This is a genomic window from Arthrobacter oryzae (assembly GCF_031454875.1).
Taxonomy (GTDB): domain Bacteria; phylum Actinomycetota; class Actinomycetes; order Actinomycetales; family Micrococcaceae; genus Arthrobacter; species Arthrobacter oryzae_D.
Map to the genome: position 1 here is coordinate 114506 of NZ_JAVDRQ010000013.1, position 24306 is coordinate 138811.

The following is a 24306-nucleotide window of genomic DNA, read 5'->3' on the forward strand; positions in this document are numbered from 1 at the left end:
AATGTCCACACTTTTGCCGTCGGACTGGGCCGTACATCGGTCGGATCGGGCCGCATTCCGCACGTTTGCGCGGGATTTCCCAGTGTTCCCAAGGCCGGGAATGCGGTTCGAGTCCCACCTCGGGCACGCATAACCCCTCGTCAGAGGGGTTTTTGCTTTAATGTGTGGACATTCTGGGTGGTCAGGTCCCTCTGACAGTGCCGCAGGGTGTGCCTGGCGCCGCTGGTCGCCTGTGAAGGTGTGGAGGCGCGGGTTCAGGGTCCTGGCCTGTTGGCCGTCCGCCTGCTATATGTGTCGTCCGTTCTTGCTGTTCCGGTAGCCAGTTGTTGGCCGTCACTCATTCATGGCCCAAGAGTTGTGAGGACGACATGACGAAGACGAATTTTCTTGGGGGATCTTCCCCGGATTGCTGCTTTCTGCGGCCAGGTAGAGTGCGCTGATCGCGTGTTTGTCCGGCCAAAGCGGGTGTGGACATTGTCCACACCCTGTCCACGGCGGCTTCTTGGCCCGCATTTTAATCCCCTCCTCCTGGTTCTGCCTTCCCTACGTCATGAAGTTCTCTGTTTCAGGCGATATGACTTTGCGGCTTAGATCGTCGATGGCCTTGGACGCCGCTGTCAGCGGGAAACGTCCTTGGGGGATTGGCGTACGCGCCGTCGACCGAGCGGAGGTGTGTGGTCTGTCGGCCCCGTGGCCGGCGAGCACTGTAGATGAATTCGTTGCCGAGGTGCTTAAACAGCGGGACGACGTCCGACGCCTCAGTCACAGCGTCACAAGCATTGGCTCCAGGGCGTCGGTGCGCCCTTTGAGGGTCTCCTGCACCCGGTATCCGTGCCCGTGCTGTGGTTGCTAGCGGGCCGCGCTGGGTATCTTTGTCAACGTCTCGATAGGCCGAGGAACACGCACCGATACTCTTTCAGCGACTTGGGGAGCACTATGGGAACTAGCGGTGCACTCTATACACATGGAAGATATTCACTACTCGGCAGATACTCATCCTTGGTAGACGCCAGGCAGGAACTGAACAATGAGAGTGGGACTGCGGCTGCAGCGAACCAGCTGCCGGGCCGTTGTACTGGACGGGCGGACTGTAATTTCCGCCGCTCGGGAGGTGAACGCGGGCAGCTTGTCGGACGCATTGGAGTCGGCCCTGTCCGGGCTCCGTCGGGAGTTCGGGTCAGGCATCACGGAGATCACTGCCGACGTCGGACAGGTCTTGATGGAGCGGAAACCGGCCGACGTCGTCGCCATCCGTATTTCGCCCCGTCCCCCAGCGGACGACTTCCACATGACCGTGCTGCCCGCCCTTGTTGAGTCGGCAGTGACCCGAACCGTGCATGTCCGCGGGGGTCACGACCTGCGGGGACGGCCTCTGGCCCGGTTGGACCTGGAGGCGTTCCTGGCCGATCTCCCAGGCATCCTCGCCGGTGACGTGCGGAACGTGGCGATCACTTCCGTCGGTTCTACGGCGTCAAAGGACCATGAGACGCGCATTGCCGATGCCATCCTAAGCAACGACAGAGATATGCGGATCAGTATTTCCAGTGACTTCTATTCCAGCGTTTTCCGGGACCGCGACTACACGGCCATCCTTAACAGCGCCCTGATGGAGACGGGGGAAGAACTGGCCGCCATGCTTGAGGAAGCAGGCGGGCACCACTTCCCTGCAACCCTCTTGTCGTTTGCTAAGAACGACGGCGGCCGCGCACCTCTGTCACGGCTGGCCTTGGCGCCTGTGCACGGGTTGCGCGCTGAACCCGCGATGGGAATCCTTGGCGCGGCAACGTTGGCGGGAATCCCCGAGGGAGAAGTCATTCTCTGCACGGAGGCCGGGGTCACCGAGGGCCACACCCGTGGAGGCCTGCCTGTCGCCAGAAGCCTCATTCGCCAAGGATTTGACGCAAGCCTCGCCAGCAACGCCGCCATTCTGGAGCCGTATACCGTCCACCATCCGGTTCGCACCGACATCCCCACCGTGATTGCCGACCTCCGCGAGTGGCAGGAGAGTGCGCTGCCTTTCGGGCTGGTGCCCACTCTGCCGGCGGTGCAGGACGCCGCACTGGTAGGTTCTGCCGTGGCCCCGCTGACGGCGTGGATCGACAGGCTCGAGACTGTCAGCGGCCGGGTTGACCTGAAACGCGTGCAGAACCTCGCCGAAGAGGACGCCCACTCAGCGGCGGTCCAGTTGGGCGCCAGCCCCGGGCAGACCCGCATCATTGAATCGAACGTCTTTGCCATGCCCTACGGCAACCCCGGAATCGTTCGAATCCGGGTCCAGGCGGCGGGAGAAACGTCCGCTGACGAGGAACGCGCGCTGACCGCAGCCGCGCGGAGAACCAACCCATGAGCACCCTACTAACCACCGAGGACGTCCGGAACCTCAGAACAGGTGCCCACTTCCTGGCTTGCACCATCGACCCGACGGCCATCTACGTCTACGCAGAGATGATCCAGCGGGCGATGGAGGACCGGTCATTGGAACTCATCACCGTCGACGAGCTTGCTCCCGACGATCTGGTGGTGGCGGTCGGAATGGTCACGCAGGGCCTTTTCATCGCCGACATGCCTCCCGTGGGCGATGAGTTCCTCGGCTGTATCAGTGCCATCGAGGCCAGTCTCGGCCGGAGGGTGAGGGCGATCTATTCGCTCGCCGCCGCCAACATCAACGGAATCGTCCCCCTCATGGTTGGGCTGCAGTCCGCGCTGCCCGTCGTCGATTCCGACCCCATGGGCCGCGTTTTCCCCTTGATCAGCCAGACAACTCTGAACATTGGAAACGTGGCGATCGGCCCTATCGCGCTCATGGGGGTCACCGGGGAACGGGCGGTGGTTGAGGTCGAAAGCCCGTCGCGGGCCGAGACGCTGGTGCGTGCACTGGTGACCGAACTCGGCGGCTGGGCAGCCACCGCCATGTATCCGTGTTCCGCGCAACAGCTGAGGGAGCATGGCGTTCATGGCTCCATCAGCCGGATGATCCGGATCGGGCAAATCCTCGGCGGGGACACCTCGGTTGAGAGCAAGCTGTTGTTGCTCACCGATCTCCTCGGCACTACGCGCATCGCGCGGGCCCGCGTGAGCCACATCGAAAGCCTCTCCCGGCCCACCGACCTCGGCCTTCCGGCGCAGCCGTCCAGTGTAACGCTCGAAGACGAAACCACTGGACGCATCGTCCGTCTTGAAATCCAGAATGAGATCCTGCTGGTCCTCGTGGATGGTGCGGTAACAGCAGCGGTCCCGGACATGGTGACCCTACTCAATTCCGAGCAGGGCACAGTGGTCAACCTCGACGACGTCCAGGTGGGCGACGTGATCGACATCTTGAAGTTCACGGCAGCGGCGCAGTGGTACTCGGAGGCGGGCCTTGATCTCACCGAGCCCAAGGCCTTCGGCATTCCGATCGTGCACCCAAGGCGGCGACATGCGTAGATCGAAAAATGAAACCCGGCTCGATGTCGCCGGGCTATTGGCGCACGGTTCCCTCCGTGGCACCACGCCGCTATATCTCACTCCATCCAGCGGGTTGATAGAAAGTGTTGTTCTCGTCTCCCAGCTTGAGGCAATCCGGCAGGTGCGGCCCAATACTGTGGTGGTCCTCTCCCCAGAGATGGGATCAGGGGGGTGGCTGGTGTCCGCGGCGCTGCGCCATGCGTGGGAGCGGCGGGCCAGTGCCGTCGTCGTTGCCGGCAGCGCCTATGCAAGCGCTGCGGTCGGACTGGCGGAGCGGTTGGGCATCACGCTGCTGGCCACTGACGGGGAACCTGCAGCGCTTGCCCTGGCACTCGCGGCCGAGATCGGCGCGGCCCTGTCGGTGGTCGATGCGGAACTGGCCCGGGTCGCGCGGACAGTCGCAAAGGACACCACACTCGGTGATGTCCTCAAGACCATTTCCAGGGAACTGGACGGGGTCGGAGTTTCGCTGGAGTACGACGGCGTGGTTCTGGTCTCCGCCGGAATGCCTCCACGGGAGACTGACGAAGTCATCACCGTGGAAGTCGGCGGGGCTAATAGCGCCGTCCGCTGCACCTTCACGGCCCGCGTGCCCACTTCCGGCGTCCACAACCTGCGGCTGGTGCGCTCAATCCTTGAGGTGGCCACCCCCGCGGTGAAGGCCGCCTGGCTGTTGGAGGAGCTGCTTAGCACTGCCCGGGCCGTTCCCACAGCGGCGATCGCCGGGTTGGATCAGGACCCTGCCGCGTCGGGCGCGGAGTTCGAGGAAAAACACCGATATCTTCTGAACCAGTTGGGCTGGCGCGAAGGGGAGCCGTACGTGGCCGTTTGGTTCCGCAGCGGGCAGGTGCAAGACCATAGGCCCGAGCTGACGGCCGTGTTGCGCCTGCTCTGGCGCAAGGTCACAGTACGCAGCCCCTTGGCTGAGGTTCAAGGCGGTTGGCTGACGCTCGTACCGGCCGGGGACCAGGACGCCTCGACCCAACTCGAAACCCGAATCAGGACACGTCTGGGGCCAGCTCTTGCCGAGCTTGGCCTGGTGGCGGGACTGTCGCGGTGGCAGGAGGATGCCCCGGCGCTGGCGTTGATCGTGCGTGAGGCGCGGCTGGCTGCTGAATCTGCCCGGTCAACGGGGTCCGGCACGGTTCTGGGCTTCGCCGGCCTCGGTGTGGTCGCGGCCACGACCTTCGTCGACATGGACGCCGTCGCGCTCGTGGCAGAACTATCACTGCCGCGACTGGTGAGCTCCCCTGACCGCGACGTGATCATTACTGCAGTGGCCTCCTTCCTCGATCACCGGGGCTCAGTCAGCCTCGCTGCGAAATCCCTCAACCTGCACCGGAACACCCTGCAGGCGCGGCTTAACCGGGCACGGGAGCTCGGTGTCCCGCTGGATATCCCCTCTGAGATGCTGTCCGTCCACCTCATCGCCAAAGTGCTGCGGCGTTCTATGCCAGACAAAACGACTTCGGAAGATCCCCTCTAGAACCAGAAAGGACTCCCTGAGTTGCCAGTCTGATTCCTTCAATTATTGCGGCGAGAATTTCCGGCTTCGGCAAGCGCCTAAAACTGCCCCATCGGACGCCGGGCACGAGCACGGCGCGTCTCCATCCGTCAGCAGTCCGTAACGGTGCGGTCCATGCCTGAGCCCGACCCCGGTCCGTGCCCGCCGGACTGCTCCACGGACACGGACCCAGGCTTAGGCAGGGCTAACCCATTTCGACGACAATCTTCCCTGACTGTTCGTTTGACTCCATATAGCGGTAGGCGCCAACCACTTGGTCGAAAGGAAAGACGCGGTCGACTCTGGGCCTCAGGGCGCCGGAGCTAATCCCCTCGAGGACGAATTCGACACCTCGCCGCCGCTCATCGGCCCGTCCGACGTGGTTGAACATTGAGTACGGGTGGAAAACCGATTGAGTCCTGCACATTGCGGCCATAGGGATGACGGGTTGCAGATCGCTCAACGTTCCGTAGCCGAAAATGATGGCGCCCGGGGCGAGGTGATGGACGTAGGTGTCGAGGGACTCTCCTCCGACAGGATCGAACGCGACCCGCACGCCTTTGCCATCGGTGGCGCGGTCGATGACCTCGCCGAGATCTTCGGCTCCCACGAGGGCTACTTCGTTTGCGCCTGCCTCGAGGAGCAGCGATCGCTTTTTCTCCGAGCGCGTCGTCGCGACCACTTTCGCCCCCAGTGCGCGTGCGATCTCGATGGCGCCAAGCCCGGCTGAACTTGCGGCGGCAGTGACGAGCACTGTGTCTTCAGATCCGAGGTTGGCTACTTCTGCGAAGGCGAAGTAGGAAGTGAGATATTGCATCCACACAGAGCATGCCTGGGCATCCGAAAGTTCCGGCGGAGCAAGGGTCAGGTAGTCTGCCGGGAGGACGGCTGTTGTTGCCTGCACGCCGTCGGTTGTCGTGAAGAAAGGAATGCTCGTAACGCGGTCGCCGATGCTGAAAGCGGTGACGTTCTCGCCAATCTCGGTGACGGTTCCCACTGCCTCGGAACCAATGCGCGAGGGGAACACCGGGATCGTGTAGTGCTCTCCGTGGATGAACATTAGATCTGCCCGGTTGAGTGCAAATGCTGCGACGTTGATGCGTACGTCGTTTTCGCCGACTTGACGTGGAGAAGCAGCTTCGACGGCCAGCACTTCGGGGCCGCCCAATTTGCGAAAGACAACCGCGGATTCCGGCCTGCTCATCGCTGGACCAGGGAGAGGCTGGGCTTGAGGGGGGACAGGCGTCCGATAGGGACATGGTATGCGTGGGTCATCATGGGGTTGATACATAGGATCCGTCTTGACATTGCCGTACCTCCGTTTATGCGTGGTGCTAAATGCCACGTTTGATTTTGATTGGGTGGGCCGGCGCTGGTGCCGCCGCGATTATGGGCAGATGCGGTTAGCGGTCGCCGCATTGCTGGTGACCCGCGAGGGTTCCCTCGCCTGCCTCGATCGCGGTATGTCAGGGCAAGCGAGGGTATCGGGGTAACCTCTGGCCAAAGAGGCCCTAGGGGTGGAGGGCTCCGCGGCGCGCAAGCAGTCGGCCTGACGAGCGGGAAATGTATTACGCGGACACCGCGGTCATGGACACCAAGTGCTTTGGCTCGAGAGCCGGGAAGAACTGCTGGCGTTCCTGGGCCGTGGGCCCGTCGTAGCCCAGGCGCTTGCTGTGCGTCCAACCGAACCGACGGACCGAGTCGACGAGCTGCTCGGCGTGTTTGAGTGGGGCCACGGTCGCGTCGATCACGGGTACGCCAATTTCCTCTTGAACCGTTCGGAAGAACCCGAATTCGGCCGTGCAGCCGAGGATGATGACGTCTGCGCCGTCCTGCTCCACGGCCTTGCGGGCCTCGGTCATGATCCGCTCTTCGGTGAGTGCCGGGTCCTGCTGGAAGTCATCGACGCCCATCTCGAGCACGCGCCATGAGGCAAGGCGGTCCGACGCGCCGCAACGATGGACGTTCTCGGCCATCTCGGGAATCCACTTTTTCCGTCCGACGAGGATGGAGAACCGCTCACCCAGACTGCCTGCGATACTCAGCGCCGAATGCGCCGGGCCTACGACCACCATGCGATCGGTGATTTCGCGTGCCGCCCGCAGCGCAGGGTCGTAAAAACAACCGATGACGGCGGCGTCATAGCCTTCTTCTTCCGCCCACCGCACCGTGCGCAACAGCTGTGGAAGCATGAGTGCCTCGAAAGCGTTGTATTCAACGTGGGAGGGGCCCTCTCCGTCAAGGGAAACGACGTCAACTTCGGTGCCTGGACGGACTATCTGGCGGAAGGAGTCCGCCATCGCTCGGTTGTACACATCGGTGTAGAGCGGGTTGATCCACAGGATTCGGGCGTTCTCCGAGAGATCGTAGAGATTGTCGGTGGGGGTGATCATTCCAATTCACTTCCTTCAGTTTCGGGCAAGAACAGGCCGAGGATGACCGTGACAAACAAGAACATGTTGATAAACAGAATTGTCGAGGTGGCTCCGGTGGCGGAGGCGAGGAGGAAGCCGACGAGGCTCGGCGCAATAGTGTTCGCAACCCGCTGGCCGAAGATCCCGAGGCCGAAGCCCGAGCCACGCATGGCGGAGGGGTACAGCTCGCCCATCCACGTGTCCCAGACGCCCCAGGCTCCCATAGCAAAGAAGGCCAAGGAGAACATGCCGCCATACATCTCGGTTTCAGTTGAGGCCGTCGCGAAGAAGAAGCCGCCGCCGGCTGCCGCGAGAACGTAGCCGGTAAAGATCCACTTGCGGCCGAAACGTCCGGTCAGGTAGGAGGCTGTCATATAGCCGGGGATCATGAGGATCGCGCTCAGGGCGATGAAGGAAAGGCTTGATGAGGCGCTCAATCCTCGCCCTTCAAGCAACGTTGGCATCCACGACTGAAGTCCCCAGTAGCCCCAGGAGAAGGTGAAGTTGATGAGGACTTGAATGACAGTGATCCGACCCATCTTGCCCCTGAAGAGGCTCCAGATGGTCTGCCTCTTGTCCACCGAGACCGTGAGAATGGTGCTACGGGAAATGTCTTGTGCGCCCAGACGTTCGAGGACATCGTGCGCGTCTTCGTTCCGGCCCCGCCTCGCAAGCCAGTACGGGGATTCCGGAACGACCTTGTACACAACGATGCCCCATAGGCTGGCGAGTGCGCTGACAGCAACGACCCAACGCCAACCGTGCCCTCCAATCAGGGCGGTAGTTCCGAGGGCGGCAAGGATGCCAATCGGCCACCCCGCAGCGAGATAGACCGCGGCCTTTCCGCGGACCTTGACCGGGAGGAGTTCTTCAAAGTACGGGAAGGTCACAGTGAAGACGCCGGAGAACAAAAGCCCGGAGAGGAAGCGGGCTATCGCGAGCGTCTCGAAGTTCGGCGCGAAGCAACTCAGGAGTGTGATGACGCCGTAGCCGGCGAAACTCCACGCGCACGTCGCTTTCCGGCCAATCCGGTCGGAGATGGGGCCCCATATAAGAGATCCGGGGATCATGCCGAGGAAGAGTGCCGAGATGGCGATCCCCACCTGGGTCGCACCGACCTGCAGGCTGGTCGCCAGATCACTGGCGACGTAGGTGAGGATGAGCATTTCCCACGCTTCGATTGCGAAAGCGAAGAAGAGGACGGCACCGATTTTGAAGTGGACGGACCCGAATGGCATGTCGCGGAACGCGTGCCCGACGGCCATGGAGCGAGGTGGGCTCGCCGTCCCGGGCGCTTGCCCTGAAATGAGTGGGTCGATAGTGGACATGTCTTGACCTCCGATATTTTGGACAGGATAAGAAGTTCACGCAGGGTTTCTGCACGGAGAACAGTCCCGATATCAGGGAATTCACCTCGGAGCAGCTCACCAAGCCTCCACTCGGAGCAGCTCGTTCTAGCCTCCCGCCGAGTGATTGCACTCACACTACAAACGAGGAGTGCTCAGGCAGTGTTCACTTTGCACTTTCCGGATTCTCCCATTTGGGCGTAAAGCACTGCTCGTCGAAACGCGCACTCTCTGCGCAGGTCAAAAGGACTTTGTTTTTTGGGGCCATTGGGCAGGCTCTATCCGCCGTTGTTTGCCGGGCCTTTCGGACTGGGCCAGGCGTCCAGGAGGGATCGCCAAAGGGGCACAGCCACGGTTCGTTTCGTTTCCAGCACTTGTGCCTGCCCAGGCCGGAATGGCTCGTGCCACTACATCCCACCCGGAAGCGTCTTCGTTGTCGCCCTAAGGAGTGGCAAGCGCCAATTCAGTAAACCTCACGCCGATGGCGCCGAGCCCGCCGGCCTCAACAGTTCTGGTGCCCGCACGCCACTGTTATGCACTCTGCCCGTCCAGCTGTAGCCGAATCATGCAGTATGCCCACCATCTTGCTCGGCCCCGAATGTACCGTGATCTCTCACACACAAAGTTCCATTCCAAGACCATGAGGAGATACACATGCCGAACTACAGGGTGTCGATGGATATCGGCGGAACCTTTACTGACATTGTGGCGTACGACCAGGACGCCGGAACCTACGCGGCTACGAAAGCGTCCACCACGCCGGGGAACCTGAGTGCCGGAGTCATTGCAGGCCTCGAATCGATAGTTGATGATCTATCGGACATCGATTTCCTGGTCCACGGCACCACCCAGGGCCTGAATGCGTTCCTGGAACGTCGTGGGGTTCCCGTGCTACTGCTGGCAACGGCCGGCATCGAAGATACCTATCACATCGCCCGCGGCCCGCGTCTTGAGCTCTACAATGCTCAGTACCGCAAGCCTGCCCCGCTGGTCGAGCGCAAGGACGTCATCGGCGTCGGTGGCAGGCTGGACAGTCAAGGCCAGGAACTCGTGCCCTTGGACGAACTGGCAGTCCGCCAAGCAGCGCGCCGGGCAGTGGAGGAGGGCTACGGCGCCGTCGCCGTTGCGTTCCTGTTCAGCTACAAGAACCCCTCGCACGAACTCAGGGCCCGCGAAATCCTGCTCGAGGAACTCGGGGAAGAGTTCACAGTCTCCCTTTCGCACGAAGCAGCCAAGGAATGGCGCGAATACGAACGCACGTCCTCCGCCGTCGTCGAAGCCTACACGGGGCCGGTAGTACGCAACTACCTCCTGGACTTGGAAGAGAAACTCGCTGACCGGGGAGTGGAAGCCCCGCTGCACATTATGCAGTCCTCCGGCGGAGTGCTTACCGCCGAGTCCGCCCGTAAGCGCCCGCTGCAGACACTGCTTTCCGGCCCCGTCGGCGGTGCCATGGGCGATGTCGAACTGGCCGGAGTCTCGGGAAACCGCAACCTCATCGGTGTGGACATGGGCGGCACATCCTTTGATGTTTCCTTGGTGGTCGACGGCAAGCCGGATGTCTCCACGGAGGCCCATCTTGAAGGTCTGCCGATGCTCATGAGCGTCGTGAACATCCACACCGTCGGCGCTGGCGGCGGCTCCGTCGCTTGGCTCGAAGCCGGCGGCCTGCGGGTGGGACCGCGTTCCGCAGGAGCCAACCCCGGACCGGCCTGCTACGGCCGCGGCGGGACGGAACCCACCGTTACCGACGCCAACCTGGTGCTCGGACGAGTCGACCCCGACTGGTTCGCCGGCGGACAGGTCGCCTTGAACCGTGAAACCGCGATAACAGCCCTGAAAACAGTAGGTGACCAGCTCGGCCTGGACCCCATCGCCATGGCCGAAGGCATCTGCGACGTCGCCAACTCGCAGATGGCCCAGGCCATCCGGACCATCACCATCTCCCGCGGCATCGAACCCCGCGACTTCGCCCTCGTGGCCTTCGGCGGAGCCGGACCCATGCACGCCGTCTTCCTCGCCAAGGAACTTGGCATCCCGGAAACGGTCGTACCCCGATTCCCCGGCGCTTTCTCGGCCTGGGGCATGCTGCAGACCAACATCCGTAAGGACTTTTCCGAACCCTACTTCTACCTCGACGAAGACATCGATGTGGCAGATATGGCCGGCATCCTGCGCTCGATGGAAGTCGAAGGCCTGTCGTCACTGGTGTCGGAAGGGGTCCCGGAGGAAAGCCGCGCCACGACGGCGTCCGTGGACGTCCGTTATCAATCGCAGGAGTTCTCCCTGAACGTTCCCCTGACCTCCGCTGACGAACCCGAGTCTCCCGACTTCGTCGCCAACCTAGCTGTCCGCTTCTCCGCGATGTACCACGAGCGCTACGGCCACTCCAACCTCGGCGCCCCGATCGAAATCGTCACGCTGCGCACGCAGGCCGTCGGCGACCTGGGACGGCTGGAAGCTCCCAGTTACGTAACCGCAAGGGGCCCGGAGTTCAAGCACGAAATCCGCCGGGTGGTCTTTGACCACGTCGAGCAGGACACCATCGTGGTCCGCCGGGACGACCTCGGTGCCGGCCACACATTCGAAGGACCCGCCATCATCGTGGAGCAGACCGCCACCACCGTGGTTCCCCCCGGGTTCAACGTCAAGGTCGACGAGTTCGGCTCACTGGTCATCCGCTCTGAAGACATCGAAGGAAACTGAGGTACCAAAAATGACAATTGCAGCAGTCAAAACCCTGGATCCCGTCACCGTGGAAATCATCCGCAACGCGCTCACCAGCGCCGCGGACGACATGAACGCCACTCTGATCCGTTCCGCTTACTCACCCATCCTCTACGAGGGCGGGGACTGCGTCGTGGCCCTGCTGGACACCGAACACCGCGTGCTCGGACAGTCCGCCGGCCTGCCGCTCTTTCTAGGCAACCTGGAAACCTGTTCCATCGCCGTGGAGGAGATGTACGGCCGCTCGGTCTGGCAGGAAGGGGACATCTGGATTCTCAACGACTCATACCTGGGCGGCACCCACCTGAACGATGTGACCATTTTTGCTCCGATCTTCGACGATGGCGCGGTGGTCGGATTCGCGGCCACCCGTGCTCACTGGATGGACATGGGGTCCAAGGATGTCGGCGGTTCGATGGACTCGACGGACATTTTTCAAGAGGGCTTCAGGATGGGGCCGGTCAAGCTGGTCGAGGCCGGAGTTGAGACTTCTGTTGTGGACCTGATCCGGACCAACGTGCGCTTCCCTTACCAGACCATTGGTGACATGCACGCGATGATCGCCGCCCTCCGGATGGGGACTACCCGTATGAAGGAGCTCGTGGGCCGGTACGGGATGGAGCAGCTGGATGCCGCCCGGGATGAGATCTTCCGCCAAACGGAGGAAATCGAGCGTGCGACCGTACGCAACATCCCGGACGGGGTCTACGAAGCCGAGGGCTTCCTGGACAACGATGGCATCAATCTGGACACTCCCATTCCGATCAAGCTGAGGATCACCGTAGCCGGCGACACCGTTGACTTCGACGTCACCGGCTCGGCGGACCAGACCATGGGTCCGGTCAACTGCGGCGCCGCCCAGGCCGTCTCGGCACTGCGCGTGGGCTACAAACTCCTTGTCAGCCCGGAGTCCAACTCCAACGGCGGATCCTTCCGGCCAATGACCACTCAGGTACGGTCCGGCTCAGTGCTCGGGGCCGTAACGCCAGCCCCGTGCCAGTGGTACTTCTCCCACCTTGGGCTGCTGATCGACCTCGTCTCCAAGGCAATGGCCCCGGCCATGCCCGAACGCGTCGCCAGCGCCAGCCACGGTGACTCAATGATCATCACCGCCGCCGGTTTCGACACCCGCTTCGGCCGGAACTTCGTCACCATGGAAGCCACTCTGGGCGGCTGGGGTGCCTGGCAGGGCACGGATGGTGAATCCGCCATGATCAACAACGTCAACGGCTCACTCAAGGACCTGCCCATCGAGATGCTGGAGACCCGCTACCCGTTCCGGATCAACGAGTACTCCATCCGCCCCAACTCCGGCGGCCCCGGGCAGTACCGCGGCGGCAACGGCGTGGTGCGCGAATACGAATTCCTGGCCGACTGCGTGGTCGGGCTCTGGTTCGAACGGTCAAAGACCCCCGCCTGGGGGCTCTTCGGCGGCTCGGACGCCCAGGGCCCCGAAGTTGTGATCAACCCCGGGCGGCGTGATGAGGTCCGCACCCTGAAGGCGAACGCCCGCAAGGTCAAGGCCGGCGACGTCGTCCGCCTCGCCGTGGGAGGCGGCGGCGGCTTCGGAGAGGTCTCCAAGCGCTCCCGCGAGGACATCACATACGACATAGTCAACGGTTTCATCACCGAGGACTTCGCCAAGACGCACTACGGCTACTAGCAACGCCAGCGGATGGGCTCCCATCAAGAAAAGAAAGGACTCTATGAGTTCCCAATTTGAATGCTTTGACGACGTGTACGCTCACGCCCAGGAAGCAGTCGGTGTCACGCTCTTTACCGCCTCCGTCATTGCCGATAATGGCGCCAGTATGGCCCGCGTCTACACTACCCATCCCGATGTCTATCCGGTGGGCGGGAAGAAGACCCTCGCCGGGGACACGAACCGGGTGTGGCTGGAGCAGGTGCTCATTGGACAGCAGCCGTTCCTGGGGGCGGATAAGGAAGCGGTCCGCGCGTTCTTCTTTGATTCGGCAACCATCGAGTCACTGGGCTGCGGGGCTATTGTCAACGTTCCGGTCGTGAGCAACGGCCAGACCATCGGATCCATGAACTTCCTCGCACCTGAGGGCAGCTACGACCAGAGTTCGGTGGACACGGCCGTGGACGTCGCACGGCGGTCCGTCCATCTGCTCGAAGAAGCCCTTACCACCGCCAACTAGTTCCTTCGCGGGCGGGCACCAATTGGGGGGCCCGCCCGCGGGGGACAACAAACAGGAAGGAACCGCACGTGACCACTCCGGAAAGCCTGACAATACGGAACGCCCTAATCTTCGACGGTGAATCACCCGAACTGATTGAGGGCTCCATCAGCATCCGCGATGGCCGGATCACCGCCGTAGGGCGGGAGGTGGAAGAGACCGGCGACGTCCTTGACGCCGGCGGCCGAACCGTGATTCCAGGTCTTATCGATGCGCACTTCCACGCCTATGCGCTCAGCCTGACCTCGGCCCTGAACGAAACCGGACCCTTGAGCTACTCCGCCCTGGCCGGGGCCCGCAGACTCGAGGCTGCACTCGGCCGGGGCTTCACCTCTGTCCGGGACGTGGCCGGGGGTGACGTAGGCCTTGCAACTGCCATCGAGGAAGGACTGCACCCCGGTCCCCGCTACTTCTTTACCGGTCCCGCGCTGAGCCAGACCGGCGGCCACGGCGATATCCGCGCTGCAAACGATGGCAGTTGCTTCCATGGCGGCCACATGTGCGAGGTAGTGGATGGCGCAGAGGACTTGCTGCGGGCGGTGCGCCACAGGTTCCGGACCGGTGCCACCGCCATCAAGATCATGACCTCGGGAGGTGTGATTTCCCCGGTCGATCCGATCCGTGTCCCGCAGTACAGTGCCGCAGAGATACGCGTGGTCACAGAGGAGGCAGCCCGGCGGGGCAGTTACGCCACCGCGCACGCTTACTCACCCGAAGCCATCAGCCATTCGGTGCTCAACGGGGTTCGCTGCATCGAACACGGCAACCTGCTGGATGCTGAAACCGCCCGCCTCATGGCGGAGTACGAAGTCTATCTCGTGCCCACCTTGGTGACGTACGATGCGATGGGCCGCCGCGGAGCGGAAATCGGGCTTACCGAAGTGGGTGCGGCCAAGAACCAGGAAGTACTGACCGCGGGCAAGAACGCCGTGACACTGGCCCGGGAAGCAGGGGTTCGGATTGGCTTCGGCACCGACCTCATGGGTGAACTGGAGGATGAGCAACTGGCCGGACTCCGCCTGCAGTGTGAGGTGCTTGGCGTGTACGGCGCCCTCCGGTCGGCAACATCAACCAACGCGGCACTCCTCCGGCGCGAAGACCTGGGACGCATCGCGAGGGGGGCCTGCGCGGACTTGGTGGTGCTAGACGGGAATCCCTTCCATGAACCCTCGATCCTCTGGGACGAAAGCAAGACGCGTACCGTCATCAAGGACGGGCAGATCATCTCCACCGGTGCCCTTCAGGGCGCGGCGGACTTCGCGTTAAACGTTCCGGTTGCCTAAGGAAGCCGGAAGGTGGACTTGCGCGCGCCCGGGCCCCGACACGGACAAGCTGGAAGTAGTCGCTTAGTGCTAACAGCGCTTTGTGTGCGGTCAGATCCGTTCTAAACCTTTGGCCGACGGCGTTGTCTCACTTGAAGCCAGCGCCGGGCTGATTGCTACGAATCTCGTCAGGCGCTAGTCGACAGTGTCGTGGGCTTGCCGGTTGCGTGGTTCGTGACCGTCTCACGCGAGTCTGTGCCGGCCGGGTCATGAGATGGAAAGTGCGGTGTGCACATTGTGCACACTTTGGACCTCGGACTGGGGCGTAAATGGATCGGATCGGGCCGGATTGCGGAGGTTTTCGGGCGGAGTGGCGGAAATTCCGGGGCCGGAACCCGGTTCGAGTCCCACCTCGGGCACGCATAACCCCTCGTCAGAGGGGTTTTTGCTTTAATGTGTGGACATTGACCCTCCGCGGGTCCCTCTGACACCGGCCGCGGACTGTGCCTGGCGCCGCGGTGACCTGTGAAGTTGTGGGGGTGGCGGGGTCAGGGTCCTGGCCTGTAGGCCTTCCGCCTGCTGGGATCTAGGATTTGTGTCGTCCTATCTGGCTGTTCCGGTGGCCAGTTGTTGGCCCTCACTCCTTCAGAAGCCGACTCTTCTTTGAGGATCTTCCTCGGATGGCTGCTTCTCCGCATCAGCCAGAGTGCGATCATCGTGTGTTTGTCCGGCCAAAGGGGGTGTCGACAATGTCCACACTTTGTCCACGGCTGGCTTTTCGACCCGCTGTTGGTCCCTTCCTCATGGTTCTGCCTTCGCCACTTCATGCAGGTCTCTGTTGCAGGCGACATGACTTTGCGGCCCTGATCGTAGGTTTCCTAGGACGTTCGTATCAGCGGGAACGTTTCCGGGGGCGTCTGCGCTGGGGCATCCGATCCGTCGGCAGAGTGCAGGTGTGTGGGATCCGGACCCTTCTTCCGGGCAGCCTTGGTTTGGTTGATCTGCCTGACGCCGGCGCCCCGGGCTGACAGCCGTGCTCACTTTCGGCTCCGTGGAGCATACGCAGGAGTGGAATTCTGATCCGGACGGGTGGGACGCGGCGGTGGAGGACTGGCTCCGGGACGGCCCGCCGTCGTCGTCCGTGTTCCTATGACTGAGCGGTTACGAGGCTTCGAGGCCCGAGGGTCGGAAGGCGCGGTCTTTGTCCATGTTCCAGCCGGCGACCATTCCGGAGCCGATCATTGGGTCACTGAGTCTGGCCAAATGGTAGGCGGGGTCTGCTTCGAGGGCGAGTTGGAGGAACTGGTGGGCTTTGCTGCCTCGGCCTTCCCACCAATTAACGAAGGCGATGGCGGTGAGGATGGGGGCAGAGTGTTTGGTGCTGCTGTGCGTGTATGCGTGGAGCAGCAGCTGCTGTGCCCATTCGACCCGGGACCACTGGGGCCCGCCGTGCGTTTGGGCCAGGAGAACCTGGCGATTCCCGGGATATCGGCCAAGAGCTGGTCGCGGATGGCGGGGGCCTGGAAGTTCGCAGTCAGGCGCATGAGGCCGGAGCACGAGAGCTATGTTGAGTACCTGATCCACATCGGGGAGGAGCTGACTGGCTTCAGCCTTGCGGAGTTGGGGTACGAGCCGCGTCCTGAAGACCTCAGCGCCGACGAAAGAGACGCTCTGGAGTCCTGGGACCTGGGATGGATGGACTCGGTCACCCCGGAGCAGCGGGACAAAAGCCTTGTCCACGCAAAGCTCCTTTCCGGTGCGCTCTGGGAAGCGTCGGCCGTCCTGATTGACCAGCTGTTCGAGGACATCTCAGAGCTGCGAACCCTCGTCCATATCACCCGGCAGGACATTGCCAGCAGCTTGGTGCTGTCCGGGCTGCCGCCCAGGCACGCTGAGAAATACGATGTCCGGTTTGCCCAGCGGTTTCTGGTCATTGCCACCGACATGACCGGTGCGCTGGTCCGCGGCTGGACCCATCCGTCCTGCGTGGCCCAGGAACTGGCGGTCCGGTGCCTTCTGGAGCAAGTCGAAGTCATCCAAGACCTGTACGGGCTCGACCTGGCGGAAGGCTGGCGCGGCCGGCTCGAAGAGCGCATGCTCGAAGACACTGACAGCGAAATGCTCTACCAGAACGCCATGGATGGCTTCGAAGGCGACGTCGAACTCAACATGCAACTCGGTCTTGCCCCTATGGGACTCAAGGACTGGTTCGAGCCCTTCAACGACACCTTCGTGCACTAATCCATCGGGCCCGTCGTCCCACTTTTCAGTGCTTCCGGAAGGCCGACATGCGTGAAATCGACGGCGATAGCTGGCTGCACAGGATCGGCAGTATGGGTCTATTGAGCTCAATCGCATATTCCCCGCCGCGCGCGCCGACTGGTAATAATCACGGCTATCGGCGCCTAGGGGCGCCATTTCTTTGCGCTGAGCGTCGTTGCAGACCATTGGCCGTCATTTTGCTTATCGAGGCCACCGGGCAGACGGCCGGGGAAATGGGCGGGTGCTCTGCCCGCTGCGCCAGATGTCGCGGGTGGTGCTTGTTTGCGCGCGCCTGGAACTGCGGTATCAGGCGATCGAATGGGCGGGGCCGGGCGCCGGCGCGGTATCACGACGGAGCCGTGCCACCTGGATAAGGATGGCCGGGACTGCGACGGCAATGACGGCGGCTGCGTACCACTGCAGGGTCGGGACCAGCCCCAACACGGGGACAAGTTGGCCGGCGATGATGACGGGTATCCCGAATGCCAGGTACGCGACCGTGTAGATGCCGGAGAAGACACCGGCGCGTTGGTGAGGCTGAATGTGCGGGGCTAATAGCCGGAGCTGGCCGCCGAATGACGCGCCGAAGCCGATACCTCCGAGCGCTGCACCGATCCAGACGGCGGGCAGCCACGGTGCGCTGATTCCGAGTAGGACCACGATCGTTCCGAGAAGGGTAAGTGATGTTCCAACGAGGGTGCTGCGCCGGGCAGGGTGTCGGTTGAAAACGAAGCTTGAAATAGCGGCCGCGAACGGGCCGAGGAACGCCGTGAAGCCAGCTGCCAGGCCGCCGTCCAAAGTGAAGTGAAGACGAAGCATCACGGGTGAGAGCCCGAGGAAGAAGGCAGGGAACATCCAGCCTGCGATGTGCACGGGGATGCCTGCGGCAAACTCCCCACGGACATTGCCGGGGAGTCCAAGGCGGGGAGTCAGCGACCGAAGCGCGCCGGGCTGCTTTGCTGCAGTTTCGGCTGTGAAGCTGACGAAGACGATGGCGAGAACCATGACTCCGGCGAGAATGGTGAAAATGAGCGTGTTGGCGTCAGGAGTGAACTGAACCGCGGCGCCGGTCAGCAGAGCGCCGATGCCGAGACCTCCTGCGACCGAGGCGCCGGCCAGGCCTCCGGCGAGTTTCTTGAGGTGGGCGGGTGCCTGCTCGGCGATGGCGGCGCTGAAGGCGCTGGTCGCAAACCCCGTGGCGAGACCTTGGAGGGCGCGGGCGACGATCACCCAGGTGATTGTCGGGGCGATGAGGAAGACAATCATGGAAGCGAGCTCACCGTAAAGGGCGGCAAGCATGACCGGCCGGCGGCCGACATAGTCGGAGAGTGAACCGCCGATCAGGAGCGCCACTAACAGGCCGAGGGCGTAGATGGAGAAGGCAATGCTGAGCGCGCCCGCTGAGAACTGCCACTCCTGCTGGCGAAGTGAGAGCAGAGGCGTCGGCGCTCCGGCGGCGAAGAAGAACGCTGCAAAAACTGTGGCGAGGCCGGCAAAAGAGACGGTTGGGGAAATTTGGGGGGACAACACAGGCTCCTTAGACAGAGTGGTCTAAACCTTCTCAGTTAGACAGACCTGTCTAATTAAGTCAATGCGAATTTAGACAGATCTGTCTGATAAAATGAAGGCATGACCGCGACCCGGGTTCCCGCACGGCAACGCCTCCTCGATGCGGCGGACAGGCTGTTCTACGCTGAGGGAGTCCATACTGTCGGTATCGACAGGGTCATCGAGGAAGCCGGCGTCGCCAAAGGCTCGCTCTTCTACAACTTTTCGGGCAAGGACGAACTTGTAGCCGCATATCTTGCGGGCTGGGACCAGCGGCGGCGGGATCGGATTGCCCGACACCAGCAGGGGCTGGATGACCCGATCGACAAATTGCTGGCAATCTTTGATGCCTTGCAGGAAGCGGTCCTGACCCCGGGCTACAGGGGTTGCGCCTTCGCTAATGCCAATGCCGAGGCCCTCCCGGGCAGCGTGGAAGCCAGTGCGCTGCGCGCGTTCCGCGCCTGGCTCGCCGACGTCATCCTGGCGCAGACCGAAGAAGCCGGCTTTCTTAACGCCGCCGATGTGGCGGCCCGTCTCCGCTTGCTCTACGACGGAGCAGTCGCCAACTCACAGCTCGACAAGCACCCGGACGCGGTCCGGTTGGCCAGGGAACTCGCACAAATGGTCCTGGAAACCTCACCCCGGGCCTGAGGGAAAGGGCTTTTCGAACGAACCATGATGCGGTCGGCCTGGTCATTAGCCTCTCGCGGGGCTAGCGGGGGAGTCCACGTCCTTGCTGCGGCACCCCCCATACTCTAGCCTGTATACCCAGGTGAAGATGAGCCTGCACAACAAGGGCTGGCCGCGGAAGAACTCAAGGAGATCAAGGCACTTGGGCCGAAGGGGCATCTCGGGCGGCATCTGATGATCTGGCTCCACGACACTGTTAGACGTGAGGACGTCCAGCTTCGCTGAGGGGTGGTTGCCGGATGAGCATGAATAATGGGCCGCCAGGACTTTCCCCGAGTGCCGCTGATTAGGGCACTGCGAAATCTGTGACCACGCTGTCGATGGCTTCAGCGGCGAAGACTTTGCGCATGACCAGACTTGTGAGCCCCTGTATGGCGGATTGGTCTCCGGGGTCGCCAGCCTCAACAGTCAACCCTTCTGCTATGCGGTCGACGACGTCCGTCACGACTCTGCCTCTGACTTGGTCGACGAAGGCCGGGATGGAGCCGATTATGCCTCCGACGACGAGCCTGTCCGGGTTGAGGGTGGCGATGGTTGCGGCGAGGGCTCGCCCAAGCACATCGGCGGCTGCATCCAAAAGTACTGTGACCTGTCGGTCGCCGGATCTGCCGGCACGGCTGATAGCGTCCAAGTCGTTGAGTCCGTGGTCGGCGAGCCGTTCTATGAGCGCCCGGCCGGAGCTGTAGGCGGCAAGGCATCCGTGGCGCCCGCAGCGGCACAGCGGGCCGTTTTCGCCCATGCGGATATGTCCGATGTCCCCCGCGGCTCCATGGGCGCCCCGGAGGATTGAGCCTTCCACCACGATGCCACAGCCGATGCCGGTGGCGACTTTGACGTAGACGACCGTTTCGGCGTCCGTGGTCCGCTCTCCCAGTGCAGCTGCCCGGGCATCGTTTTCAACGACGAACGGAACGGGCCACGTGTTTGAAATCGCGTCTGCCACGGCTTCGGGGTGCCAGCCGGGGATGGTGGTGGGGTGAGTGACAAATCCTGTTTCGGCTTCAACAGGAGCGGGCAGGCTGACTCCGACGCCGACGAGGACTTCTCCTTTTCCCTGAGCAAGCAGGGATTTACCGGCATCAAGCAGCGGCGCGAGCACTGACGCTGACGGATCGGCGATGTCATGCTTTAGGGTGACCGATCGAAGCTGTGATCCCCCTGTGTCTGTGACGCTGACCGTCGCGTGTGTCTGGCCGAGGGCTAATGCCAAAACAACGCGGCCCCTGTCGTCAAAGCGGATTTTGCGGGAACGGCGCCCTCCTGTTGCCTCCAGTGACTCGGCCTCGTAGATGAATCCACGTCGCAGAAGGGTTTCGAGGCGTTCGTAGAGGGTCGCGCGGGACATTCCGGTGGCGGAGAGAAGCTGCTGACGTGACAGACCGCCGGTGGAACGGATCAGCTCCAGAAGGTGCCCGTGCGAAGTAGCCCCGCCAAGGCTGGCCGGGATTCTTTCAGCCGTCATATCATCCTCCCGTTCCGGTCACTCAACATACTTCATCCGCAGGTCTGGCTCAGGGCGCTGGGACTGTTGCACCCTCCGCCAGGTACCTCACACCGTACACAGGCTCGGCGGAAAGCATGCGCACATCCGTGATCCCCTGCCCGGCCAGATGCGTGGTGAAGGCTTCCTGGAGCGCGGGCTGGTTCCGGCCGAGCCCACCGCCGAGGACCACCGGTCCCTGGATCATGAGCCGCTTCGCGACCTGGAGGGTCTGCTCAGCCAAGCTCTTTCCTGCCTGCTGAATTATGTCACGGCTTGCTGCGTGGCCCCGATCCGCGCATTCGAAGACGAGCCTCGATTTGTCCGCCCAGTAGGTCCGATCGGTGCCGTTGTGGAAGAGCCGGATCAGTTCCTCGGGGTAGCGCAGGCCGCACGCATCCAGCAGGGCGGTGGTGAGGTCATCGGCCGGCAGCCCGAGATTGGCACGGTGGAGGCTCTGCCGGACAGCTACCCGGCCCAGCCAGTATCCGCTACCTTCATCGCCGAGGAGGTATCCCCACCCTCCCGCCCGTTCTTCGGCACCGTCGGCAGTGACGCCCCAGACGGCGGAGCCGGTTCCGGCGATGACGGCGATTCCCGTTCGCACCCCGGCCGCGGCCAGAATCAGTCGTGTGTCGTGAACGATGGTCACCGTTGACTTGGGCGCGTGGGGTGCGATGAGGCGCCGTAGTTCGTCCATGTCTTCGGCCGTGTCGACTCCGCCTGCTCCGACGTACACGTGATCGGTATCATTCGCGCCGAGCGCATTGAGCAGGTTTGCCAGGTTGACAGCAGCGGTCTGAGTGCTGACATTTTGCACATTGGCGCTGCCGGTGGTCCGGTCATCGACGATCCTGCCGTCAATGATTCTGATGCCATGGGTCTTGGAACCACCGATATCCAACCCGATCAGTGAGCGGGGACCGCGGAGATGTCCCTGACTAGAAGCCGGGCTCATGTGTGCATCCGACCGGCGGAGATCTGGCCGGTGCCGAGCCATTCGAGCGCGGCGGCTGCTGTCCAGGCTTGCGCGAGGCTTCCGAGGGGTTCTCCTGTGAACGGCTCGTAGTATTCACCGAATTTCAGGTCGGAGAGCTGTCGCAGCGATTCTGAGCGCAGCGTTTCGTAGAGGCCGAGCTGGCTGTCGCGAGTGCAGGCCCAGCCGAGCAGCAGATTCAGGAACGGCCATACGGGTCCGCGCCAGTAGGTGCGGGCCCTGAAGGCGGGGCTGGACGGAGAGGTGGACGGGGGCAGGGCGAACATCAGCTGGGCGTTCCCCATCCAGTGCGGGCCCTGCAGGATGTCCCGCTGGCGGGCGAGGACCTCGGGCCGGCCGCCTGCGACCAGCGGTGCGAAGCCGGAAACGGTCTCCGTAGAGATCCATTGCCCAGCCAGCACGTCATAGTCACGGGCCAAACCCGTCTCCGGGTCCAGCGTAGAGTCGACGCCGCGGCGGAATCGGGCCGCCATGTTACGGAGTTCGGCAGCGTCTGCGGAGCGGCCGATTTCGTCGGCGAGGCCAGCGAGGACGTCGCTGGACGCGGCCATGATGGCAGAGAAGAAGACGTCCCGGACGCGGAAGTCTACGATGTCCTGCACAGCGGCGTCGTTGAATCCGACAGAGGCCATCTGATGGACGAGCCAGAGGTATTTGGTGTATTCGGCGTCGTCCGGTCGCTCACTGGCATCAGCAACGTGCGTGGTGTCGCGGCGGGTGAACGGTTCTATGTGCCCGGACCGGATACGCCCGTAGGGCCCGTCCCATCGTGGGGAATTGTCGAAGCCGGATTCCCAGCCGTGGTGGATTTCGATCAGTCCGACGCCGTCGGGGTCGCGCACGGTGGCCAGCCAGCGGTGCCAGGCCAGCCATCCGTCGAAAGAGGTCTGAAGGAACTCTTCGGCTGCCGCCTGGTCCCCACCGCCGTTCTCGCGCCCGCGGTCCACGATGTGACGCAGTGCGATGGCGTGGACGGGAGGCTGGCAAATCCCGCTGCTCTTGACTTCGGCGGGGCGCGCCGCCGCTCCTGCTGTGCCCCAACGATCGAATCCGGGGAAGTATCCGGTGTCGTTATCGCTGAAAACGATGTGCGGGATCATGCCGGTTGACCACTGGGCGTCCAGGAGGGTGCGTAGCTCGGTGATGGCGCGGTGTACGTCGACGCGGGCAAGGCCAATCGCGACGAATGCGGCGTCCCAGCTCCACATGTGCGGGTAGAGGTTGGGCGCGGCGCTGGTCATCGTCCCGAGGTCGTTCATTCGGAGCACCTCAATGGCGGAGGTGCGGAGCTGTTCGGCGCTTACGGCTAGGTTGTTGATCATTTGGCCTCCAGTGCCATCGAAGTTTCGCGGTCGTAGAAGCGCATGGTGTTCGGCGAGAGCCCGAGCCAGATGGTTTGGTGTGGCGTGGCGCGGAAAGTCGGTGGAGCCTGCACTTTGACGGTTTGTCCCTCGACATCGACGGTGAGCAGGATCGTGGATCCCATGGGTTCGACGACAAGCACTTTGGCTGCGATGTCGCCCGTGGAACGTTGTGTTGCAACGGCGAAGTTTTCGGCGCGGACACCGAGCACCACGCCGGAGTTCCGGAAGGATTTCAGCAGGGACGGCGCCATCATCTTCTGGTCTCCGACGACGAGGGTGTCCCCGTCGGATGTGACGGCAGCGTCGATGAAGTTCATCGGAGGTGAGCCGATGAACCCGCCGACAAACCGGTCGCTGGGGGCATCGTAGACATCCAAGGGGTCGCCAAGCTGGGCGATGCGTCCCTTGCGCATCACCGCGACCTGGTCCCCGAGGGACAGTGCTTCGCTTTGGTCGTGGGTGACGTAGACCGTGGTGGTGCCCAGGTCCTGGACGATTTTCTTCAGTTCGGAGCGGAAAGTCAGGCGCAGCAGTGCGTCCAGGTTCGACAATGGCTCGTCCATGAGGAGGACGTCGGCATCCATCACGATCGCACGGGCGACGGCGACGCGCTGGCGTTGACCGCCGGACAGTTGGGCGGGAAGCCGATCAAGGTAGGGGCGGAGCTGAAGCAGGTCGGCGGCCCAGTGAACCTTCTTTTCAATAACGTCCCGCGGCACCTTGGCCATCTGCAGCCCGAAGCCGATGTTGTAGCGGACGCTGCGGTGCGGGAAGACGGCATAGGACTGGAACACCATCGAGAGGTTGCGTTTGTTCGGGGGCAGGTAGGTTACGTCCCGGCCGCCAATGGCGATCGAGCCGGAGTCGGGCAGTTCGAGTCCGGCGAGCATGCGAAGCAAGGTGGTTTTTCCGCAGCCCGAGGGGCCAAGGAGAACGGTGAAGTCACCGTCACGTATTTCGAGGGACACATCATCAGTGGCACGCTCGGTGCCTCCGGGATAGGTCTTGACCAGATGGGAGATGGAGATGTCAGCCATGGGGATCGGCTCCTTGAATGATTCGGG

The 24306-nt window shown here is 62.9% G+C and carries 18 protein-coding genes; 9 read left to right on the top strand and 9 right to left on the bottom strand.

Annotation, left to right across the window (positions count from 1 at the left end; translation table 11 throughout):
* Nucleotides 1-1126 precede the first annotated feature (1126 nt).
* From J2805_RS20590 to J2805_RS20600, 3 genes are read left to right on the top strand one after another with little or no spacing between them, the layout of a single operon-like run.
* Nucleotides 1127-2347, top strand: a complete 1221-nt coding sequence (locus J2805_RS20590; RefSeq protein WP_309979607.1) for a hydantoinase/oxoprolinase N-terminal domain-containing protein — start codon at nucleotides 1127-1129, stop codon at nucleotides 2345-2347.
* The gene (locus J2805_RS20595; RefSeq protein WP_309979609.1) at nucleotides 2344-3426 is read left to right on the top strand and encodes a DUF917 domain-containing protein; all 1083 of its coding nucleotides are present in this window, start codon (nucleotides 2344-2346) and stop codon (nucleotides 3424-3426) included. The genes J2805_RS20590 and J2805_RS20595 overlap by 4 nt, the downstream gene beginning before the upstream one ends.
* The gene (locus J2805_RS20600) at nucleotides 3419-4933 is read left to right on the top strand and encodes a helix-turn-helix domain-containing protein (protein ID WP_309979611.1); all 1515 of its coding nucleotides are present in this window, start codon (nucleotides 3419-3421) and stop codon (nucleotides 4931-4933) included. The genes J2805_RS20595 and J2805_RS20600 overlap by 8 nt, the downstream gene beginning before the upstream one ends.
* A gap of 223 nt (nucleotides 4934-5156) precedes the next feature.
* Here the strand turns inward: J2805_RS20600 and J2805_RS20605 are convergent, their stop codons facing one another.
* The 3 genes from J2805_RS20605 to J2805_RS20615 form a co-directional block, all read right to left on the bottom strand.
* Nucleotides 5157-6155, bottom strand: a complete 999-nt coding sequence (locus tag J2805_RS20605; protein WP_309979612.1) for a zinc-dependent alcohol dehydrogenase family protein — start codon at nucleotides 6153-6155, stop codon at nucleotides 5157-5159.
* A 364-nt stretch (nucleotides 6156-6519) separates the two neighbouring features.
* A complete protein-coding gene (locus J2805_RS20610) occupies nucleotides 6520-7344 on the bottom strand; it encodes an aspartate/glutamate racemase family protein (RefSeq protein ID WP_309979614.1) in 825 nt (274 codons plus the stop codon).
* A complete protein-coding gene (locus J2805_RS20615) occupies nucleotides 7341-8630 on the bottom strand; it encodes an MFS transporter (RefSeq protein WP_309979691.1) in 1290 nt (429 codons plus the stop codon). Before J2805_RS20615 ends, J2805_RS20610 begins: the two co-directional genes overlap by 4 nt.
* Nucleotides 8631-9365: 735 nt before the next feature.
* On the opposite strand from J2805_RS20615, the gene J2805_RS20620 reads away from it, so the two are divergent.
* From J2805_RS20620 to J2805_RS20635, 4 genes are all read left to right on the top strand, one after another.
* Entirely contained in the window at nucleotides 9366-11417 is a 2052-nt protein-coding gene (locus J2805_RS20620) for a hydantoinase/oxoprolinase family protein (protein WP_309979616.1), read from the top strand.
* A gap of 10 nt (nucleotides 11418-11427) precedes the next feature.
* A complete protein-coding gene (locus J2805_RS20625) occupies nucleotides 11428-13101 on the top strand; it encodes a hydantoinase B/oxoprolinase family protein (protein WP_309979618.1) in 1674 nt (557 codons plus the stop codon).
* 43 nt (nucleotides 13102-13144) lie between these two features.
* Nucleotides 13145-13600, top strand: a complete 456-nt coding sequence (locus J2805_RS20630) for a GAF domain-containing protein (RefSeq protein WP_309979620.1) — start codon at nucleotides 13145-13147, stop codon at nucleotides 13598-13600.
* Between the two features lie 68 nt (nucleotides 13601-13668).
* Nucleotides 13669-14922: a metal-dependent hydrolase family protein gene (locus tag J2805_RS20635; protein WP_309979622.1), complete on the top strand. Its 1254-nt coding sequence runs from the start codon at nucleotides 13669-13671 to the stop codon at nucleotides 14920-14922.
* 1140 nt (nucleotides 14923-16062) lie between these two features.
* On the opposite strand, the gene J2805_RS23995 is transcribed toward J2805_RS20635, so the two are convergent.
* Nucleotides 16063-16641 (bottom strand): DUF4192 family protein, encoded by a 579-nt coding sequence (locus tag J2805_RS23995; protein ID WP_396134447.1) that lies wholly within the window; start codon nucleotides 16639-16641, stop codon nucleotides 16063-16065.
* Here J2805_RS23995 and J2805_RS24000 point away from each other — a divergent pair.
* Nucleotides 16597-17142 (top strand): hypothetical protein, encoded by a 546-nt coding sequence (locus J2805_RS24000; RefSeq protein WP_396134448.1) that lies wholly within the window; start codon nucleotides 16597-16599, stop codon nucleotides 17140-17142. The two genes, J2805_RS23995 and J2805_RS24000, sit on opposite strands and share 45 nt — an antisense overlap.
* Before the next feature lie 327 nt (nucleotides 17143-17469).
* Here J2805_RS24000 and J2805_RS20645 read toward each other — a convergent pair whose 3' ends face one another.
* Nucleotides 17470-18690: an MFS transporter gene (locus J2805_RS20645; protein WP_309979625.1), complete on the bottom strand. Its 1221-nt coding sequence runs from the start codon at nucleotides 18688-18690 to the stop codon at nucleotides 17470-17472.
* 102 nt (nucleotides 18691-18792) lie between these two features.
* On the opposite strand from J2805_RS20645, the gene J2805_RS20650 reads away from it, so the two are divergent.
* A complete protein-coding gene (locus J2805_RS20650; RefSeq protein ID WP_309979628.1) occupies nucleotides 18793-19362 on the top strand; it encodes a TetR/AcrR family transcriptional regulator in 570 nt (189 codons plus the stop codon).
* Nucleotides 19363-19687: 325 nt separating this feature from the next.
* Here the strand turns inward: J2805_RS20650 and J2805_RS20655 are convergent, their stop codons facing one another.
* From J2805_RS20655 to J2805_RS20670, 4 genes are read right to left on the bottom strand one after another with little or no spacing between them, the layout of a single operon-like run.
* Complete coding sequence (locus J2805_RS20655) at nucleotides 19688-20863, bottom strand: ROK family transcriptional regulator (RefSeq protein ID WP_309979630.1); 1176 nt, start codon at nucleotides 20861-20863, stop codon at nucleotides 19688-19690.
* A gap of 49 nt (nucleotides 20864-20912) precedes the next feature.
* Nucleotides 20913-21839, bottom strand: a complete 927-nt coding sequence (locus tag J2805_RS20660) for an N-acetylglucosamine kinase (RefSeq protein WP_309979632.1) — start codon at nucleotides 21837-21839, stop codon at nucleotides 20913-20915.
* Entirely contained in the window at nucleotides 21836-23200 is a 1365-nt protein-coding gene (gene ggh / locus J2805_RS20665) for a glucosylglycerate hydrolase (protein WP_309979633.1), read from the bottom strand. The genes J2805_RS20660 and ggh overlap by 4 nt, the downstream gene beginning before the upstream one ends.
* Nucleotides 23197-24279 (bottom strand): ABC transporter ATP-binding protein, encoded by a 1083-nt coding sequence (locus tag J2805_RS20670; protein WP_309979635.1) that lies wholly within the window; start codon nucleotides 24277-24279, stop codon nucleotides 23197-23199. The genes ggh and J2805_RS20670 overlap by 4 nt, the downstream gene beginning before the upstream one ends.
* Nucleotides 24280-24306 lie beyond the last annotated feature (27 nt).